The following is a 19,689-nucleotide window of genomic DNA, read 5'->3' on the forward strand; positions in this document are numbered from 1 at the left end:
ACGCCCGGAGCCCAGCACGTCGTGCTCCCGTGCGCCCGGACCGTGTCCCCCACCCGGCCACCAGGAGTTGTGCATGGCTCTCACGCCCGAGGACGTCCTCAACAAGACGTTCACCCAGACCCAGTTCCGTCGGGGCTACGACGAGCGCGAGGTCGACGACTTCCTCGACGACATCGTCGCCGAGATGCGTCGGATGTCCAAGGAGTCCGAGGACCTGCGCGGCGAGCTCTCCGCGAGCCGCGAGGGCCGGGGGATGGCCCCCACCGCCGCGCTGGCGCGCCCGGACGCCGACTCCTCCCGCGAGACCGAGGAGCTGCGCTCCAAGAACGCGACCCTCGCCGCCCGCGTCTCCGAGCTCGAGGGCGCCCGCAGCGACCTCGCCACCCAGCTCGAGGAGCTGCACGCGAACGCCGGCGACGGCGACTCCCGCCTCGCCGAGGCCCAGGGCCAGCTCGAGGACCTGCGCGGCCAGCTCAAGCAGATGTCCGAGCGCACCGCGGAGCTCGAGCAGCTCCTCGCGCAGCGCGACGCCGAGATCGAGGCCCTGCGCGGCGAGAGCGGCGACGTCGACGCCCGCGTCGCCGACGCCGAGCGCCGCGCCGGCGAGTTCCAGAACCAGGCCGCACAGACCGAGCGCCACGCCGCCTCCCTCGAGGAGCGCGTCCAGGAGCTCGAGGGCCAGCTGAGCGGGGTCACCGCCGAGCGCGACGACCACGCCGCCGCCCTCGCCGCGACCCGCCAGGAGCAGGGCGACGCCGTCGACGAGCAGGTGTCGGTCCTCACGACCCGCCTCGAGGAGTCCCGCCGCGAGGCCGACGAGCGCGCCGCCGCCCTCGAGGAGCGCCTCGCGGAGGCCGAGCGACGCGCCGCCGAGGCCGAGCAGCAGGCCCAGCAGGCCGCCGAGCGCGCCGAGGCCGCCGAGCAGCGGGCGAGCGAGCAGCCCGCCCAGCCGCAGGGTGACGCCGGGGTCGGTGCCGCCGCCCTCGCCGGCGCCGGTGGCGGTGCCAGCGCCGCGGGCGTCATCGCCCTCGCGCAGCGCCTGCACGACGAGCACGTCGCGGCCGGTGAGTCCAAGCGCGACGAGCTGGTGTCGGAGGGTCAGCGCCAGCACGACGAGCTGGTCGGCTCCGCACAGCGCCAGCACGACGAGCTCATCTCGACGGGCCAGGCCCGCAACGAGGAGCTCGTCACGACCGGGCAGGCCCGCCACGACGAGCTCGTGTCGAGCGGCCAGGCGCAGCACGACGAGCTGGTCTCGACCGGCCAGGCGCAGCACGACGAGCTCGTGTCGACGGCCACGGCGCAGCGTGACGAGATGATCGGCACCGCGACGACCCAGCGTGACGAGATGCTCACCGAGGCGCGCGAGCGCTCGACGGGCATGGTCGCCGAGGCGCAGCAGAAGAAGGCCTCGATCCTCGAGGAGCTCGGTCGCGAGCGGAACCTCCTCGAGCGCAAGATCGAGTCGCTGCGCAGCTTCGAGCGCGACTACCGCGCCCGTCTGCACGACTACATCCAGGGGCAGCTCGCCGACCTCAAGAACGTCGCCACCGACGACGACGAGGCACCGGCAGAGCAGCCGCAGGAGCAGCAGGCCTGACGCAGCCGTCAGCGCACGAGGGGCCCGGGAGCGATCCCGGGCCCCTCGCCGCGTCCGGGGAACGCACGGCCCGCCCCGGCGTTTCGGCCCCCCGCCGCGCGGCCGCAGCCCGTATCCTCCTCGCACCGGGCGGGCCGCCAGGGCCCACCCCGTCCCCGAAAAGGCTGTGCCCATGGTGGTGAAGCGGGCCCTGTCCGCCGCGAAGCAGACGACCTCGAGGGCGGCCGGAGCCGCTCGCAAGGCGGTGACGCGCGGGGCGGGAGGAGCCGCCGCGCCGGCGGAGAAGACGGCGACGAAGACCACGAAGAAGGCCGCACCCGCGAAGAAGGCCGCACCCGCGAAGAAGGCCGCGCCCGCGAAGAAGGCGGCGGGCGTGAAGAAGGCGGCGCCGGCCAAGAAGGCGCCCGCGACCAAGGCCCCGGCGAAGAAGGCTCCGGCGACGAAGGCCGCGCCCGACAATAAGGCTCCCGCGAAGAAGGCTGCGGCGAAGAAGGCTCCGGCGACGAAGGCCGCGCCCGCCAAGAAGGCTGCGGCGACCAAGGCTGCGTCGGCGAAGAAGGCCACGCCGGCGAAGAAGGCTCCCGCCACGCAGGCCGCGCCCGCCAGGAAGGTCGCCAAGAAGGCCACCACCGCGGCCTCGCTGCCCGTCCGCGGCGACGAGAGCCCGTGGACCGCCGCCGAGCTGCGGGAGGTGCGCCGCGAGCTCGAGCACGACGCCGAGCAGCTGCGCACCGAGATCGCGCACGCCGCCTCCGACCTCGTCCACCTCATGCGCGACTCGGGCGACGGTGCGGGCGACGACCAGGCCGACGCCGGCGCCAAGACCTACGAGCGCGAGCAGGAGATCTCGCTGGCCAACAACGCCCGCGAGATGCTCGAGCAGACCGAGCACGCCCTCGAGCGCCTCGCCGACGGCACCTACGGGACGTGCGAGTCCTGCGGCAACCCGATCGGCAAGATGCGGCTCCAGGCCGCTCCTCGTGCGACCCTGTGCATGCCATGCAAGACGAAGCAGGAGCGCCGCTGACGGCGGCCGACGCCACCCCGACCCATCCCTCCGAGCCCCGGAGCGAGCGACGCAGCAGGCTGCGCGCCCTCCTGCTGACCATCGCGGTGGTCGTCCTCGTGCTCGACCAGGCCACGAAGGTGTGGGCCCTCGCGGCCCTCACCCCGGGGCAGCCGGTCGCGCTCCTCGGCGACGCGATCCGGCTCAACCTCATCCGCAACCCCGGGGCGGCCTTCTCGCTCGGTGACACGAAGACGTGGATGCTCACGCTCCTCTCGCTCGTCATCCTCGGCTTCGTGCTCGTCGGCGTGCGCCGGGTCGGCAACCGGCCGTGGGCGGTGGCCCTCGGGCTCCTGCTCGGCGGCGCCGTCGGCAACCTCGTCGACCGGCTCGTGCGCGAGCCGGGACCGGGCCGCGGCCACGTCGTCGACTTCATCGACTACTTCGGGTGGTTCGTCGGCAACGTCGCGGACATCGCGATCGTCGTCGCGGCCGGGCTCGTCATGGTCCTCGCCTACCGGGGGACCCCGCTCGGCCCGGTCGGCCAGCACGCGGCGGAGGCCTCCCATGACTGACCAGCGCACGGTCCTCGTCCCCGACGGGCTGGAGGGCGAGCGCGTCGACGCCGCCATCGCCCGCCTCTTCGGCCTCTCCCGCACCCGGGCCGCCGACCTCGCGGCGGCCGGCGACGTCGCGGTCAACGCCAGCACGGTCGGCAAGAGCCACCGGGTGAGCGCCGGCGACATGCTCGAGGTCTCGATCCCCAGCGGCCCGGTGAGCCCGACCCTCGAGGTCGTCGCCGAGCCGGTCCCGGGGATGCGGGTCGTCCACGACGACGACGACATCGTCGTCGTCGACAAGCCCGTCGGCGTCGCCGCGCACCCGAGCGTCGGCTGGACCGGCCCCAACGTCCTCGCGGGCCTCAAGGCCGCCGGCTACCGCATCTCGACGAGCGGGGCGAGCGAGCGCCAGGGCATCGTCTCGCGCCTCGACGTCGGCACGAGCGGCCTCATGGTCGTCTGCAAGAGCGAGCGGGGCTACAGCGTCCTCAAGCGGGCGTTCAAGGAGCGGCGGGTCGAGAAGACCTACCACGCCCTCGTCCAGGGCCTCCCGGACCCGCTCGTCGGCACCATCGACGCCCCGATCGGCCGGCACCCCGGCGGCGAGTACAAGTTCGCGGTCATGGAGAACGGCAAGCCGGCCGTCACCCACTACGAGCTGCTCGAGGCCTTCCGCCACGCGAGCCTGGTCGAGGTCCACCTCGAGACCGGGCGCACCCACCAGATCCGCGTCCACATGGCCGCGGTGCGCCACCCCTGCGTCGGGGACCCGACGTACGGCGCCGACCCCACCCTCGCGCGCCGCCTGGGCCTGGAGCGGCAGTGGCTGCACGCGGTCGGGCTCGGCTTCGAGCACCCCGGGTCGGGGGAGTGGGTCACCTTCGAGAGCGGCTACCCGGCCGACCTCCAGGAGGCGCTGGACCGGCTCTGAGCGGCGTCCGGGCCGGTCTCGGCCGACACGGACCCCGACACGCCGGGGGTGTCCCCGGGGCGACCTAGGATGGTCCGCGATGTCCATCCCCGCCGCCCCGACCTCCAGCCCCACGTCGTCCTCGAAGGGCGACTCGTTCGTGCACCTGCACGTGCACACCGAGTACTCGATGCTCGACGGGGCGGCCCGCATCGGCGACCTGTTCACCCGGGCCGCCGAGATGGGGATGCCGGCCCTCGCGACGACCGACCACGGCTACGTCTTCGGCGCCTACGAGTTCTGGAAGAAGGCCCAGGGCACGGGGGTCAAGCCGATCATCGGCGTCGAGGCCTACGTCACCCCGGGCACGCACCGCACCGACAAGACGCGCGTCAAGTGGGGCGACGAGCGCACCCGCCCCGGCGACGACGTCTCCGGCTCCGGCGCCTACACGCACATGACGCTGCTGGCCCGCGACAACACCGGCCTGCACAACCTCTTCCGGATGGACAGCCAGGCCTCCCTCGACCAGGTCTACGCGAAGTGGCCGCGGGTCGACCGCGAGCTGCTCGACCAGTACGGCCAGGGCCTCATCGCGACGACGGGGTGCCCCTCCGGCGAGATCCAGACCCGCATCCGCCTGGGCCAGTACGACCTCGCGAAGCAGGCGGCCGCCGACTTCCGCGACATCTTCGGCCGCGAGAACTACTTCTGCGAGCTGATGGACCACGGCCTCGACATCGAGCGCCGCGTCCAGCAGGACCTCCTGCGCATCGCGCGCGAGCTCGACCTGCCCCTCGTCGCCACCAACGACCTGCACTACACGAGCCCCGAGGACGCCAAGGCCCACGGCGCCCTCCTGTGCGTGCAGTCCGGCTCGACGATGATGGACCCGGGCCGCTTCAAGTTCGACGCCGACGACTTCTACCTCAAGAGCCCGGCCGAGATGCGCCACACCTGGCGCGAGCTGCCCGAGGCCTGCGACAACACCCTCCTCATCGCCGAGATGTGCGACATCTCGTTCACCGAGGGCGAGGGCCGGTTCATGCCGCGCTTCCCCTGCCCGCCCGGCGAGAACGAGACGAGCTGGTTCGTCAAGGAGGTCCAGAAGGGCCTGCACGAGCGCTTCCCCGGCGGCATCCCCGAGTACGCCCAGAAGCAGGCGGACTACGAGGCCGAGGTCATCGTCTCCAAGGGCTACCCGGGCTACTTCCTCGTCGTCGCCGACTTCATCACCTGGGCCAAGGAGAACGGGATCCGGGTCGGCCCCGGCCGTGGCTCCGGTGCCGGCTCGATGTGCGCCTACGCGATGAAGATCACCGACCTCGACCCCGTCCCGCACGGCCTGATCTTCGAGCGCTTCCTCAACCCCGAGCGCGCGTCGATGCCCGACTTCGACGTCGACTTCGACGAGCGCCGGCGCGGCGAGGTCATCCGCTACGTCACCGAGAAGTACGGCGCCGAGCGCGTCGCGCAGATCGTCACCTACGGCACGATCAAGGCCAAGCAGGCGGTCAAGGACTCCGCCCGCGTCATGGGCCACCCGTTCGCCGTCGGCGAGCAGCTGACCAAGGCGATGCCGCCGGACGTCATGGGCAAGGGCGTGCCGCTCTCGGGCATCTACGACCCGAGCCACCCGCGCTACGGCGAGGGCAAGGAGTTCCGCGACCTCGTCGCCCAGGAGCAGCACCTCCAGGAGGTCGTCGAGACCGCGAAGGGCCTCGAGGGGCTCAAGCGGCAGTGGGGCGTCCACGCGGCCGGCGTCATCATGAGCAGCGAGCCGCTCATCGACGTCATCCCGATCATGCGGCGCCTGCAGGACGGGCAGGTCATCACCCAGTTCGACTACCCGAGCTGCGAGTCGCTCGGCCTGGTCAAGATGGACTTCCTCGGGCTGCGCAACCTGACGATCCTCGACGACGCGATCATCAACGTGCGCGCCAACCGCGGCGAGGAGATCGACCTCGACGCGCTGTCCAAGGACATGACCGACAAGGCGACCTACGACCTCCTCGGTCGCGGCGACACCCTCGGGGTCTTCCAGCTCGACGGCGGCGGCATGCGCACGCTGCTCAAGCTCATGCAGCCGGACAACTTCGAGGACATCTCGGCGGCGCTCGCGCTCTATCGGCCGGGCCCGATGGGCGTCAACGCGCACACCAACTTCGCGCTGCGCAAGAACGGCAAGCAGGAGCTCATCCCGCTCGACCCGCAGCTCAAGGGCAAGCTGCAGCCCGAGATGGTCGCGGCGCTCGAGCCCATCCTCGGCACGACCTACGGCCTGGTGATCTACCAGGAGCAGGTCATGGAGATCGCCCAGCAGCTCGCCGGGTACACCCTCGGCACCGCCGACCTCCTCCGGCGCGCGATGGGCAAGAAGAAGAAGGAGGTCCTCGACAAGGAGTACGTGCCCTTCTCCGAGGGCATGAAGGCCAAGGGCTTCACCGAGGCCTCGGTCGCGGCCCTGTGGGGCGTCCTCGTCCCCTTCTCCGACTACGCGTTCAACAAGGCGCACACCGCCGCCTACGGCCTCGTCTCGTACTGGACGGCCTACCTCAAGGCCAACTACCCGGCCGAGTACATGGCCGCGCTGCTCACGAGCGTCGGCGACGACAAGGACAAGTCGGCCCTCTACCTCGGCGAGTGCCGCCGGATGGGCATCAAGGTCCTGCCGCCGGACGTCAACGACTCCGTCGGGCCGTTCGCCGCGGTCGGCACCGACATCCGCTTTGGCCTGCACGCCATCCGCAACGTCGGCCACAACGTCGTCGAGGCGATCATCACCGCCCGCGAGGAGAAGGGCCGCTTCACCTCCTTCCGCGACTTCATGTCCAAGGTGCCGGCGGTCGTCTGCAACAAGCGCACCATCGAGTCGCTCATCAAGGGCGGCGCGTTCGACGGCCTGGCCGAGACCCGGATGGGCCTGCTGCGCATCCACGAGGAGTACGTCGACGCGTTCGTCGCGGTCAAGCGCCAGGAGGCCATCGGCCAGGACAGCCTCTTCGGGGCCTTCGCCGACGACGCGGGCTCCGGCGGGGGCGGCGGCGACATGATGGGCCTCGCGCCGGTGCCCGGGGTCGAGTGGGACAAGCAGACGCTGCTCTCCTTCGAGCGCGAGATGCTCGGCCTCTACGTCTCCGACCACCCGCTCTTCGGGGTCGAGCACGTCCTCTCGGCCCACGCCGACACCCAGATCGCCGCCCTGACCGGCGACGACGCGGGCCGGCCCGAGGGCGCGATGGTGACGATCGCCGGCCTCATCACCGGCCTGCAGATCAAGCGGACCAAGAAGGGCGACCTCTGGGCCATCGCGACCCTCGAGGACCTCGCCGGCTCGATCGAGTGCCTCTTCTTCCCGAGCGCCTACATGACGGTGGCGGGGATGCTCCAGCAGGACCAGATCGCCGTCGTGCGCGGCAAGCTCAACAAGCGCGACGACTCGGTCTCGATCTACGCCCAGGAGCTCACCCTGCCCGACGTGAGCGAGGGCCCACGCGGCCCGGTCGTCGTGACGATGGAGACCGTCCGGGCGACCCCGCAGCGGATCGAGGAGCTCAAGGGGGTCCTCACCAACCACCCGGGCACGACCGAGGTCCACCTCAAGCTCGTCAAGCCCGGGCGCACCGTCGAGATCCGGCTCGACCCGGCCTACCGGGTCTCGGCCGACGGCGCCCTCTTCGGCGACCTCAAGGTCCTCCTCGGGCCGCGCTGCCTCTCCTGAGGGCCGGCGCCGTCGACCGTGCGGTGAACGGTCGGCGACACCGTGGATCCGATGCCCGCCAGGGGGTGCCGGACGGCGAAGTTTCTCCTAGGGTCTACCCCGTGCGGCCGCCCGGACAGGGGGTGGCCCGCCAGGAGAACCCAGGAGAACCCCCACGATGAGATCGACCCGACGACGTGTCCTCGGTGCGGGTGTCGCCGCCGCGGCCCTCGCGACGCTCGCTGCCGGCGCCCCGGTGGCGCAGGCCGGCGGCCACGACGACCACCCCGGCCGCGGCCACCACCACCCGAAGCCCCCGGCGACGACGACGGTGCAGCTGCTCTCGTTCAACGACTACCACGGTCACCTCGAGGCGACCGACCCGCCGCTGAGCAAGACCCTCGACCCGAGCCAGACCCCCGTCGGCGGCGCCGAGTACCTCTCGAGCGCGCTCTCCACCCTGCGTGCCAAGGCCCCGAAGGGCAGCTCCCTGACCGTCGCCGCGGGTGACCTCATCGGTGGCTCGACCTTCCTCTCCGGGCTCTTCCACGACGAGCCGTCGGTCGAGTCGCTCAACGCGATGAAGCTCGACGTGAGCAGCGTCGGCAACCACGAGTTCGACGAGGGCACGACCGAGCTCCTGCGCATGCAGAAGGGCGGCTGCCACCCGACGGACGGCTGCTACTTCCCGCAGCAGCCCTACGCGGGCGCCGACTTCCAGTGGCTGGCCGCCAACGTCGTCCTCAAGCAGCAGGCCGCCGCGAAGGGCAAGGGCCACCACCACCACGAGAAGGAGCGCACGCTCCTGCCGGCGACGTCCGTCAAGAAGGTCAACGGCGTCAAGGTCGGCTTCATCGGCATGACCCTCGAGGGCACCCCGAGCCTCGTCGACCCGGCCGGCGTCGCGAACGTCGACTTCAAGGACGAGGTCGAGACCGCGAACAAGCAGGCCCGTGAGCTGCGCAAGAAGGGCGTCAACTCGATCGTCGTCCTGCTGCACGAGGGCGGCGTCCAGACCGGCACCTACCAGCAGTGCGTCGGCATCTCCGACCCGATCGCGACGATCGCGAAGACGATGACGGCCGACGTCGACGCCATCATCACCGGGCACACCCACCAGCCCTACACCTGCTCGATCCCGGACCCGAAGGGCAACCCGCGCCTGGTCACCAGCGCCGCGTCCTACGGCCAGGTCGTCTCCGAGACCAACCTCGTCATCGACCGCCGCACCGGCGAGGTCGACCGCAAGAAGTCGACCTCGGTCAACCACCTCGTGAGCCGCACCGCGTTCGCGAAGGACGCCACGCAGACGGCGATCATCGACAAGTGGAAGGCCCTCTCGGGCCCGCTCGCCGCGCAGGTCGTCGGCAGCAACGCCCAGGACATCACGGGTGACTCCAGCGGCAACCGCGGCATCGAGACCCCGATGGCCGACGTCGTCGCCGACGCGATCCTCTTCGGCACCAAGGCCCCGGCCAACGGCGGCGCGCAGCTCGCGCTGATGAACGTCGGCGGCGTGCGCGCCAGCTTCCTCCTCGCGCCGAAGTACGCCGAGGGCACCGGCCAGATCACCTACGCCGAGGCCTACGACGTCGCGCCGTTCGGCAACATCCTCACGACGCTCGACCTCACCGGGGCCGAGCTGGAGGCCGTCCTCGAGCAGCAGTACGTCCCCGGCCGCCCCGGTGGTCGTGACGCGCTCGGGCTCGGCGTCTCGGACGGGTTCTCCTACGCGTGGGACGCCACCCAGCCGGCCGGCAGCCGGGTCGTGCCGGGGTCGATGACCCTCAACGGCACCCCGATGGACATGAACGCCACCTACCGCGTCGCGACCATCAACTTCCTCGCCAACGGGGGTGACTCCTTCACCGCGTTCTCCGCGGGGAAGAACGTCCTCGGCGGCAAGGAGGACCTGGCCAACCTCGTCGACTACCTCGGGGCCACCCCGAACCTCACCGCCCCGGCGGACCGCGTCTCCGGTCTCTGACCGCGAGGCACCGACGAGGGCCGCATCCCCACCGGGGTGCGGCCCTCGCCGCGTCCGTGGCTAGGGTGACGCCATGCCGAGCCCCACCCCGCCCACCGCCCCGCGCCGCGAGCACGTCCGCGAGCACCACGGGGACCGGGTGGCCGACCCGTACTGGTGGATGCGCGACCTCGAGGACCCCGAGCTGCGCACCCACCTCGAGGCCGAGAACGCCTACGCCGAGGCGATGACCGAGCACCTCGCGCCGCTGCGCACGACGCTCTTCGAGGAGATCCGCGGCCGGGTCAAGGAGGACGACCTGTCGGTGCCCGTCGCGAGCGGGCCCTGGTGGTACTTCTCGCGCACCGCGGAGGGCAAGCAGTACGCCATCCACGTGCGGGTGCCGCGCGCGGACGGCGACCCGCGCCCCGACCCCGAGGGCGCCGCCCTGCCCGGCGAGGAGGTCGTGCTCGACGGCAACGTCGAGGCCGGTGACTCGGAGTTCTTCTCGCTCGGCGCCCTGACCGTCAGCGCCGACCACCGGCTGCTCGCCTTCGCCACCGACACCGCCGGCGACGAGCGCTTCGACCTCGTGGTCCGCGAGGTCGCCTCCGGCCGCGTCCTCGACGACGCCCTGACCGGCATCGGGTACGGGGTCGAGCTGAGCCGCGACGGGTCGTTCGTCTTCTACACGCGCGTCGACGACGCCTGGCGCCCGCACCAGCTGTGGCGCCACCGGGTCGGCTCCGACCCCGCCGACGACGTCCTCGTCCACGAGGAGGGCGACGAGCGCTTCTGGATGGGCGTCAGCAGCAGCCGCGACGAGCGCTGGCTGCTCCTCGGCCTGGGCTCCAAGACCACCTCCGAGGTGTGGATGCTGCCCTCGGACGACCCCGAGGGCGAGTGGCGCGTCGTCGCGCCGCGGCGCGACGGGGTCGAGTACGACGTCGAGCCGGCCGACGACCGGCTGCTCGTCGTCCACAACGCCGACGACCCGGACTCCGACCTCGCGTGGGCGCCGCTCGACGCGACGAGCCACGAGCAGTGGGTGCCGCTGCTGTCCTCCGGCGACGGCGAGCGGTTCGTCGGGGTGGACGCCTTCGACGCCGCGACCGTGCTGTCGCTGCGCACCGGCGGGCTGACCGCGGTGCGCGTCCTGCCGCGCGACGTCACGTCGGTCTCCGGCCACGGGACGCCGTGGGACGTCGAGGTCGGCACCGCCGTGCACTCGATCGGCCTCGGCGACAACCCGGAGGCCGACCAGACCTCCGTGCAGGTCGTCGTCGAGTCGTGGACCACCCCGCGCACCGTCCTCGACGTCGACCTCGCGACCGGGGAGCGCACCGAGCTCAAGCGCCAGCCCGTGCTCGGCGGCTTCGACGCGGCCGACTACGAGGAGTCGCGCGAGTGGGCGAGCGCGCCGGACGGCACGCAGGTGCCCGTCTCGGTCGTGCGCCGCCGTGGCGTGGTCGCCGACGGCACCAACCCCGGGCTGCTCGGGGCCTACGGCGCCTACGAGATCTCGTCCGACCCGTACTTCTCCGTCGCGCGGCTCGGGCTGCTCGACCGAGGCGTCGTCTTCGCCGTCGCCCACGTGCGCGGCGGCGGCGAGATGGGCCGCCGCTGGTACGACGAGGGCAAGCTGCTGGCCAAGCCGAACACCTTCTCCGACACCGTCGCCGCCGCCGAGCACCTCGTCTCGTCGGGCTGGGTGGCGCCGGACCGGCTGGGGCTCGAGGGCGGGTCCGCGGGCGGGCTGCTCGTCGGCGCCGTCGTCAACGCCGCGCCCGGACGCTTCCGCGTCGCCCACGCGGCGGTGCCCTTCGTCGACGCGCTGACCACCATCCTCCAGCCCGAGCTGCCCCTGACGGTGGGGGAGTGGGAGGAGTGGGGCAACCCGCTCGAGGACCCCGAGGTGTACGCGGTGATGCGGGCGTACACGCCGTACGAGAACATCCGCCCGGAGGCCTACCCGGCGATCCTCGCGACGACGAGCCTGCACGACACGCGGGTCTACGTCACCGAGCCGGCCAAGTGGGTGGCGCGGCTGCGCGAGACCGTGACCAACGACCCCACCACGCACCCGGTCCTGCTGCGGACCGAGCTCTCGGCGGGGCACGGCGGCCGCTCGGGCCGCTACGCCGCGTGGGAGCAGATCGCGTGGGAGTGGGCGTTCGTCCTCGACCGCCTCGGGGCCACCGAGCGCCTCAGCGACTGACCAGCACCGGGCACTCGCTGCGCGACACCAGGCGCATCGCCGTCGACCCGACGCGCAGGCCCTCGAAGCCGCCGCGTCCCCGGGCGCCGACGACGACGAGGCTCGCGCCCTCGCTGCTCGCGGCGAGGGCGTGGACGGGCTCGTCGCGCACGACGTGCACCTCGACCTTCGCGTCGGGGTGCTCCGGGCGCAGGGCCTCGGTCTCGCGCTCGACCATCTGCTCGACCCCGGCGACGTAGTCCTCCCAGCTCGAGGCGTCGGCGAGGGTCGGGTCACCGGCGCCGCGCGCCTGCCAGGCGTGGACCGCGTCGACGGTGCCGCCGAGGACGCCCGCCTCGCGCACGCCCGTGCGCAGGGCGCCGCACGCGGCCTCGGAGCCGTCGAACCCGACGACGACGCGGCCGCCCGGGACCGGCGCGGTCGACGTCGGGTGGCCGACGACGAGCACGGGACAGCGGGCGTGCGTCAGCACCTGCATCGAGACGGCGCCGAGGCCGGCGCGGCTGAGCAGCCCGTTGCCGGCGACGCCCACGACGACGAGCGCGGCGGTCTGCGACGACGCGACGAGCGAGGTGCTCGCGTAGCCGTCGTGCAGGGCGGAGGTGACGGTGAGGTCGGGGTGCGCGGCGTGCGCGCGGGCCACGGCCACGTCGAGGAGGCGGCGGCCGTGGTCGGTGACGACCGAGCGGTCCGCGAGGGCCCCGAAGCCGAGCATCGGCAGGTCGGGGGCGAAGGCGTGGAGCACGTGCAGGGTCATCCCGCGCGTGCTCGCGAAGTGGGCGGCCTGGACAACCGCGGCCTCCGCGAGCGGAGACCCGTCGATCCCGACGACGACCCGGGCCTGGTTCATCGACTTCGTCCTTCCCGTGCAGCACACCCGGCGGCGGGCTGCGACCGGTCGGAGGGTCCGTCGTCGAGGGAGGCGGTGGGCCTCCACCTCCGACGGTCCCACCGGCGCGGCCCGGGCACAAGGACGGATGTCACGTCCTCGCGCGCCGGGCCGCGGCCGGGTGGGTGCCGGGGTCAGCGACGCAGCCGCTGCCCGTCGGAGAAGACGTCGAGGACGACGTTCGCCGCCCCGATCGACCCGTTGGCCGAGGTCCACGTGCGGGCCTCGTCACCGTCCGCGACGACGACGGACTCGCCGCTGACGGAGGCCGACCCGCGCTCGAGGACGACCGCGGACCCGTCGAGGACGCCGAGCACGGGGGCGCCCCGGTCGACCGCGACCGACCCGTACAGGCGGCCCCAGCGGTTGTCGGCGGCGAGGTGCGGCACGACCGTCGCGCGCACGAGGCCGAGCCCGGTGCGCCAGCGCGCGTCACCGGTGCGGAAGGCCGCGATGCCGGCGTCCTCGAGCTCGTCGTCGCTCGGGCGGGCGACGGGCGACCAGCGCTCGCCGACGGCGGCCGAGACCGCGCCGTCGGTGAGGACGACCGGGGCCCGGCGCACGGCGTCGGTGACGGCGGCCCGGACCCGCGGCCCGGAGAGGTCGGCGCCGAGCGTGCTCGGGTCGTCGCCGACGAGGAAGGCGGCCGTGGCGCCGCGCAGGGAGTCGGCCCGCAGCGTGGCGCGGGTGACGACGCGCACGGCGCCGGTCCAGCCGGCGTCGCGCGCGGCGTCGGCGTAGCGCTGCCCGAGGGCGGCGGCGTCCGGGCCGAGGGCGAGGACGACGAGCCGCGCCCGGTCGTCGGAGCGGACCGCGCGGGCCCGCTCGACGACGTCGGCGACGACGGGGGAGCCGAGGACCCCGCCACCGACGACGAGGGTGCCGCGCCCGGGAGCCGCGGGCGCCCGCCACGGGGTGGCGCGCGGCGGCGCGACGACGTGGCCGAGGCGGGTCAGGGTGCGGGTGGACAGGTCGTAGGTCTGCCCCTCGGTCATCAGGTGCGTGAGGACCCGCCGGGCCGAGAGCGTGTGCTGCGGGCCGCCCCACGTGTGGGTCGTGCCGAGCGTCTCGAGGTCGACGACCGAGACCGAGCCCTGCCCGAAGACCCCGGAGAGCATCCGGTCGTCGGTGGCGCGCACCCCGGTGCCGTAGTCGACGCCGACCCCGACCGGGCTCGCGCCGCGGAAGTGCTCGTCGGCCGTCGCGATCGTCGAGAGGGTCCGGCCGAGCCGGCCGCGCTGGTGGAAGTGCTGGTCGTAGATGGCCCGCGTCGAGCCGGTGTCGAGCCCGCGCTCGAGGTCGGCGTCGTCGCCCCACCACACGAGGGTCGACCCCCGGCGCAGGCCCTCGGCCGGCCCGAGGTCGCCGACGTAGCCGTTGATCATCGAGCGCGACTCGACGGCCGCGCCGGCGCTCGTGCCGCCGAGGACGACGCCCCGCCGGGTCGCGGCGCTGACGGCCCGCTCGGCCGGGCTCGCGGCGAGCACCTGCATCGCGAGGCCCTGGTCGCCGCCGAGGACGTAGATGCCGTCGGTCGCGGGGTCGGCGAGCGCGGCGGCGTTCGCGGGGTCGAGCGCGTCGGCGCGGGTGAGGAGGACGGCCAGGCGCGCGGTGCACCCGGTGAAGCGCGACGGCACGGCGTCCTCGCACGCGGCGCGCAGCTGCTCGGCCCGCTCGCCGGCGAGCTCGAGGTTCTCGGCGCGGTCCTCCGGGGCGTCGCCGTACGCGGACGGCACGACGACGAGGTCGACCGTCGGCCCCGAGGCGCGGGCGGCGGCGGTGCGCGCGAAGGCCTCGAGCGTGTCGGTCTCGTAGCCGCCGCCGATCGGGACGAGCACGTCGGCGGCCCGGCCGGCGCCCGCCGGTGGGTGCGCCCCCGACCGGGCGCTCGCGGTCGTGGCCCCGAGCGGGGCGAGGAGGGCGGTGGTCACGAGGGCGGCGCCGAGGACGTGCCGGGCGCGGTGGCTGGCCATGGGCGCACGCTAGCGGCGGGGCCCGACGAGCGGGGGTTCGGGAACCGTCGGGAGCGGGGCCTAGGGTCGGGGCATGAGCCTCCTCGCCCTCGAGTGGGATGCCGCCGCCGGCCGTGACGGCCGCGGCGCCCTGCGCCTCCTCGACCAGACCCTCCTGCCGACCGTCACCGAGCACCTGGTCGTCGAGGACGTCGACACCCTCGTCGACGCCATCTCCCGCCTCGCGGTGCGCGGTGCGCCCGCGCTCGGGGTGACCGGCGCGCTCGGGGTCGTCGTCGCGATGGACGCCGCCGCCGACCTGGGCTGGGACGAGGAGCGGCTGCAGCACGAGGTCGACCGGGTCCGCGACGCGCGCCCGACGGCGGTCAACCTCGCCTGGGGGGTCGACACCGTGCGGCCGCTCATGGCGCAGGGCCGCGCCGCCGTGCTCGAGGCGGCGCTGCGGGTGGCGACCGAGGACGAGGCGGCCAACCGCGAGCTGTCGCGCCTCGGCGCCGACTGGCTGCTCGAGCGCACCGGCAAGGAGCGGCTGCGGGTCCTCACCCACTGCAACGCGGGGGTCCTCGCGACGTCGGCGTGGGGCACCGCCCTCGGCGTGGTCCGCGAGCTCGACGCGCGCGGCCTGGTCGAGTTCGTCTACGCCGACGAGACGCGCCCGCTCCTCCAGGGCGCCCGCCTCACCGCGTGGGAGCTCGCGGCCGAGGGCATCCCGCACGCCGTGCAGGCCGACGGCGCCGCCGCGTCGACGATCGTGCGCGGTCTCGTCGACTGCGCCGTCGTGGGCGCCGACCGGATCACCGCGAACGGCGACGTCGCGAACAAGGTCGGCACCCTCGGCGTCGCCCTGGCCTGCCGGGAGGCGGGCATCCCGCTGCTCGTCGCGGCGCCGTGGTCGACCGTCGACCTCTCGATGGACGACGGCTCGGCGATCGAGATCGAGGAGCGGCCCGGTGAGGAGGTCACGACGTTCACCGGCGTGCGCGTGGCCCCCGAGGGGACGCCCGGCTTCAACCCGGCCTTCGACGTGACGCCCGCGCGGCTCGTCTCGGCCGTCGCGACCGAGCGCGGCGTCGTCGAGCCGGCCGCGGGGGAGCGCCTCGACGGCTGACCGACGCCCGGGGTGAAGGTCCGGGCTTCAGATCGGCTCGATGAAGGTATGATCTTCAGATGGTTGATCTGAAGTCCACGGCTTCACCCTGCGTCCTCATCGGGGACCTCGTCGCCTCGCGCGGGGCCGCGGACCGGCGACGGCTCCAGGCGACCCTCGAGGCGGCGCTCGCGGCGACCGAGGAGCGGCGCCCGTCCGTGTCCGGGCTGCGCACGACCGTCGGCGACGAGTTCCAGGGCACCTACGCGACCCTCGGCGAGGCGCTCGACGCCGCGCTGCGGGTCCGGCTCGCCCTCCTGCCCGAGGCCGACGTCCGGGTCGGGATCGGCCGGGGGCCGGTGGCCGACATCGACCCCGCCCGGGGGCTCGAGGACGGGCCCGGCTGGTGGGCGGCCCGCGCCGCCGTCGAGGCCGTCGAGCAGATGGCCGCCCGGCCGGCGACGCGCTGGCTGCGCACGGGGGTGCGGACGGTCGACGCCGAGGCCGACGGCCTGGTCCGCGACGCCGGCCTCGACGCCACCGGCCCCGAGGCGGCCGTCACGGCGGCGCTGCTGTGTCGGGACCATCTGGTTGGCTCCCTGTCGGACCGATCGCTACGACTGCTGCGAGGACTGATGGACCCCGAGACGACCCAGGCCGAGCTCGCGACCCGCGAGGGCGTCAGCGCGTCCGCGGTCTCGCAGCGGGTCCGCGGCGACGGGATCGGCGCCGTCCTCGCCGCGCACGAGCTCCTGCGGGTGCTGCCATGACCTGGCTGGGGGTCTGGCTCGTCGGGGTCGGGCTGGCCGACCTCGTGCGCGGTGGCGGGGCGCACCCGTCCGCCGAGGTCCGCGCCCGGCTCGCCGGGGTGCTGGGGGTCGTCGGCGCCGCGGTGCTCGGCGGGCTGTGGACGCCGCTCGACGTCGTCGTCCTCGCGGCCTCCCTCGTCGCGCTCCTGCTCTGGCTGCGCTGGTCGCAGCAGTCGCTGACGACCGGCACGGGCCACGTCGCCGCCCTCGCCTCGCTGGCCGGCGGCGCGGTGTGGCTCGTCGGCCTCTCGGGGTGGGCCGGGGAGGTGGGTGGCCCGCTCGCCGCGTGGCTCGGCTGGGCCCGGCTGCCCGGGGTGCTCGACGGGGTCGGCCCCGGGCAGGTCCTCCTCGTCGCGGGCCTGCTGCTGGCCAACCTCGCGACCGGCAACGTCGTCGTGCGCCTCGTCCTCGTCGCGATCGGCGCGGCCCGGCCGAGCAACCACGCCGTCCCGCTCTCCGGCCCGGACGCCTCCGAGCAGCTGCGCGGCGGGCGCCTGCTCGGGCCGATGGAGCGCGTCCTCATCGTCGGCCTCGGCCTCGCCGGCCAGCTCGGCGCGGCCGGGCTCGTCATCGCGGCCAAGGGGCTCATCCGCTTCCCCGAGCTGCAGAGCAAGCGCTCGGAGCGCGAGTCCGTCGACGGCGTCGGCATCGACGAGGTCACCGAGTACTTCCTCGTCGGGTCCTTCGTCTCCTGGCTGCTGGCCCTCGGCGCCCTCGTCCTCGCCCGCTGACGCCCCCCCTTGCCGAGGCCGGGTCGGGGCGGCTCAGACGTCGATGATGCGGCCGCGGTACTCGGCCGGGAAGTCGGCGCTGGTGTCGCCGGCGACGAGCAGCCGGTAGGTCATCGCCGCCGCCTCCTCGAGGTTGAGCGCGCGGCGCAGCGCCATCGGCACGGTGTCGCCGAGCGTCGAGCAGCCGTGGTGCGCGAGGACGACGGCGTCGTGGTCGCGGGCCGCCTCGGCCGCCGCCTGCGCGAGCTCCTCGGTGCCCGAGGGCAGGAAGGGCACCCGGCCGTTCGAGCCGAGGTAGTACTGGTGGTCGAGCGTCGTGAAGCGGATCGGCGCCCCGAGCAGGTCGACGAGCAGGACGTGCTGCGGGTGCAGGTGGACGATCGCACCGACGTCCTCGCGCACGGCGTAGGTGCGGGCGTGCAGCTTCCACTCGACCGACGGGCGCTCGGCGCCGCCCCGGTGCTCGCCCGCGAGCGAGAGCTCCGCGAAGTCCTCCGGGCGCAGCCGGTCCAGCCACGTCCCGGTGCCCGTCACGAGGAAGGCGTCGGTGCCCGGGACCCGGGCCGAGAGGTTGCCCCCCGACGCCTGGACCAGGCCGCGCTCCACGACGTGGCGTCCGGTGTCGACGAGCTGCTCGAGGAGGTCCTCGCGGGTCGGGGTCACGGGGAGATCATCGCGCACGCCGCCGGGCGGCCCGGCTCAGGCGCGCACGTAGCGGGTGAGCAGGACCCCGTGGGGGAGCGGGGTGCTGCTCGCGAGCCGCCACGCCGCGGGGTCGGTCGCCCCCCGCACGAGCGGGACGCCCTCCCCGAGCAGGACCGGGTTGACCTTGAGGTGCAGCTCGTCGACCTCGTCCATCACCTGGCCGGCGAGGTCGCCGCCGCCGCACAGCCAGACGTCGAGCCCGCCCTCCTCCGCCTTGAGCGAGCGGACGAGGCCCGCCGGGTCGTCGTGGACGACTGTGACGGTCGGGTCCTCGGGCAGGTCCTCGCGCCGGGTGACGACGTACTGGCGCAGGTGCGGGTAGGCGCTCGTCAGGCCGGCGTCGAGCGCCGGCTGGTGGGTCGTGCGACCCATGACGACGGTGTCGAAGTGCCGGGCCGGGGCGTCGACCCCCAGGGCGGCGCGCACGTGCGTCGGGCAGGTCTCGGGGTACTCCGCGAAGAGGGCGGCGAGGGTGTCGGGCTCGACCGGGAAGGCCGAGGCGTCACCGGCGGGGTCGGCGATGAAGCCGTCGAGGGAGGTCGCGACGTAGTAGACGAGGCGGCGCACGGTGCTCCTGGGTGTCGGGGGCGGAGGAGAGGGGCCGGGACGGCCGCCGTCGACCGTACGCGAGGGCGTCGGTGCGGCGCACCCGGGTTGCGCGCGCCCCGGTGGCCGCCGGTGGTGCGTAGGGTCGTCGGGACCCGACGACGAGAGGACGACGGCGTGGCGTACTTCCACCGGCTGGACGAGCACACCTTCCGCGCGAGCGAGCACACCGGCGGCGCGTGGCGCGAGGACGAGCAGCACATCGCGCCCGCCCTCGGCCTGCTCGCCCACGTCGTCGAGCGCGACCGGGACGCCCGCCGCGACGACGGGCTCGTCCTCGCCCGCCTCTGCTACGACATCCTCGGGACCGTGCCGGTCGCCGAGGTGACGACGGAGGTCCGCGTCGTGCGGCCGGGGCGGACCATCGAGCTCGTCGAGGCGACGCTCTCGCACGCCGGCCGGCCGGTCGCCCTGCTCCGGGCCTGGCTGATGGCGCCGCGCGACACCGCGGCGTTCGCCGGCACCGCCCTGCCCTCCATCCCGGGGCCCGACGAGCTCGAGCCGTGGTCGCCGGGGCAGACCTGGCCCGGCGGCTTCATCGGCGGGGTCGAGGTGCGCCGGCACCTCGAGGAGCCGGGGCGCGGCTGGTTCTGGGTGCGGACCCCGGTCCCGCTCGTCGAGGACGAGGCGGTCGGCCCCACGGCGCGCGTCGCCGGGCTGCTCGACATCGCCAACGGGATGACGGTGCGGGCCGACCCGCGCGAGGTGCACTTCCCGAACATCGACCTCACCGCCCACCTGCTGCGTGAGCCCGTGGGGGAGTGGCTCGGCGTGGATGCCTCGATCACGTTCGGCGACAACGGCATCGGGCTGACGAGCAGCCGGCTCCACGACGCGGCCGGTCCGCTCGGCTCGCTGGCGCAGTGCGTGACGGTGCGCCCGCGCTGACCGCCGCGCCGCGGCGTGGCATCATGACATCTGAGCAGATG

The 19,689-nt window shown here is 74.1% G+C and carries 15 protein-coding genes; 11 read left to right on the forward strand and 4 right to left on the reverse strand.

Translation table 11 applies throughout. From position 1 onward, the window contains the following. The first annotated feature begins 73 nt into the window (after window positions 1–73). The 7 genes from HL663_RS11315 (at window position 74) to HL663_RS11345 (ending at window position 11,960) form a co-directional block, all read left to right on the forward strand. The gene (locus HL663_RS11315; RefSeq protein ID WP_173028478.1) at window positions 74–1,600 is read left to right on the forward strand and encodes a DivIVA domain-containing protein; all 1,527 of its coding nucleotides are present in this window, start codon (window positions 74–76) and stop codon (window positions 1,598–1,600) included. Between the two features lie 172 nt (window positions 1,601–1,772). Then, window positions 1,773–2,627, forward strand: coding sequence for a TraR/DksA family transcriptional regulator (locus tag HL663_RS11320; protein ID WP_173028479.1), 855 nt, complete (start codon window positions 1,773–1,775; stop codon window positions 2,625–2,627). Next, entirely contained in the window at window positions 2,600–3,181 is a 582-nt protein-coding gene (gene lspA, locus HL663_RS11325; RefSeq protein ID WP_173028480.1) for a signal peptidase II, read from the forward strand. Before HL663_RS11320 ends, lspA begins: the two co-directional genes overlap by 28 nt. Further along, complete coding sequence (locus HL663_RS11330; RefSeq protein ID WP_173028481.1) at window positions 3,174–4,097, forward strand: RluA family pseudouridine synthase; 924 nt, start codon at window positions 3,174–3,176, stop codon at window positions 4,095–4,097. The genes lspA and HL663_RS11330 overlap by 8 nt, the downstream gene beginning before the upstream one ends. A gap of 79 nt (window positions 4,098–4,176) precedes the next feature. After that, window positions 4,177–7,797 carry a DNA polymerase III subunit alpha gene (dnaE, locus tag HL663_RS11335; RefSeq protein ID WP_173028482.1) on the forward strand — a complete coding sequence of 1,207 codons (3,621 nt, stop codon included), beginning with the start codon at window positions 4,177–4,179 and terminating at the stop codon, window positions 7,795–7,797. Window positions 7,798–7,954: 157 nt separating this feature from the next. After that, window positions 7,955–9,763, forward strand: a complete 1,809-nt coding sequence (locus HL663_RS11340) for a bifunctional metallophosphatase/5'-nucleotidase (protein ID WP_173028483.1) — start codon at window positions 7,955–7,957, stop codon at window positions 9,761–9,763. Window positions 9,764–9,836: 73 nt separating this feature from the next. Further along, window positions 9,837–11,960 (forward strand): S9 family peptidase, encoded by a 2,124-nt coding sequence (locus tag HL663_RS11345; protein WP_173028484.1) that lies wholly within the window; start codon window positions 9,837–9,839, stop codon window positions 11,958–11,960. Here the strand turns inward: HL663_RS11345 and HL663_RS11350 are convergent. Together HL663_RS11350 and HL663_RS11355 are read right to left on the reverse strand one after the other, a co-directional pair. Continuing rightward, entirely contained in the window at window positions 11,950–12,810 is an 861-nt protein-coding gene (locus HL663_RS11350; RefSeq protein WP_173028485.1) for a universal stress protein, read from the reverse strand. The two genes, HL663_RS11345 and HL663_RS11350, sit on opposite strands and share 11 nt — an antisense overlap. A gap of 173 nt (window positions 12,811–12,983) precedes the next feature. Then, window positions 12,984–14,822, reverse strand: a complete 1,839-nt coding sequence (locus HL663_RS11355; RefSeq protein WP_173028486.1) for a Type 1 glutamine amidotransferase-like domain-containing protein — start codon at window positions 14,820–14,822, stop codon at window positions 12,984–12,986. Between the two features lie 73 nt (window positions 14,823–14,895). Between HL663_RS11355 and mtnA the strand changes: the two genes are divergently transcribed. From mtnA to HL663_RS11370, 3 genes are read left to right on the forward strand one after another with little or no spacing between them, the layout of a single operon-like run. Further along, complete coding sequence (gene mtnA / locus HL663_RS11360) at window positions 14,896–15,930, forward strand: S-methyl-5-thioribose-1-phosphate isomerase (protein ID WP_173028487.1); 1,035 nt, start codon at window positions 14,896–14,898, stop codon at window positions 15,928–15,930. A gap of 59 nt (window positions 15,931–15,989) precedes the next feature. Next, the gene (locus HL663_RS11365) at window positions 15,990–16,679 is read left to right on the forward strand and encodes a winged helix-turn-helix domain-containing protein (RefSeq protein ID WP_173028488.1); all 690 of its coding nucleotides are present in this window, start codon (window positions 15,990–15,992) and stop codon (window positions 16,677–16,679) included. After that, a complete protein-coding gene (locus HL663_RS11370) occupies window positions 16,676–17,449 on the forward strand; it encodes a hypothetical protein (protein WP_173028489.1) in 774 nt (257 codons plus the stop codon). Before HL663_RS11365 ends, HL663_RS11370 begins: the two co-directional genes overlap by 4 nt. A gap of 33 nt (window positions 17,450–17,482) precedes the next feature. On the opposite strand, the gene HL663_RS11375 is transcribed toward HL663_RS11370, so the two are convergent. After that, entirely contained in the window at window positions 17,483–18,112 is a 630-nt protein-coding gene (locus tag HL663_RS11375) for a class II aldolase/adducin family protein (RefSeq protein WP_173028490.1), read from the reverse strand. Between the two features lie 36 nt (window positions 18,113–18,148). Beyond that, on the reverse strand, window positions 18,149–18,721 hold the full coding sequence (locus HL663_RS11380) for a dihydrofolate reductase family protein (RefSeq protein ID WP_173028491.1): 573 nt from the start codon (window positions 18,719–18,721) through the stop codon (window positions 18,149–18,151). A 156-nt stretch (window positions 18,722–18,877) separates the two neighbouring features. Between HL663_RS11380 and HL663_RS11385 the strand changes: the two genes are divergently transcribed. Further along, the gene (locus HL663_RS11385) at window positions 18,878–19,648 is read left to right on the forward strand and encodes a thioesterase family protein (RefSeq protein ID WP_173028492.1); all 771 of its coding nucleotides are present in this window, start codon (window positions 18,878–18,880) and stop codon (window positions 19,646–19,648) included. The last annotated feature ends 41 nt before the right edge of the window (window positions 19,649–19,689 follow it).

The sequence above is a fragment of the Arthrobacter sp. NEB 688 genome, assembly GCF_013201035.1.
Taxonomy (GTDB): domain Bacteria; phylum Actinomycetota; class Actinomycetes; order Actinomycetales; family Dermatophilaceae; genus Phycicoccus.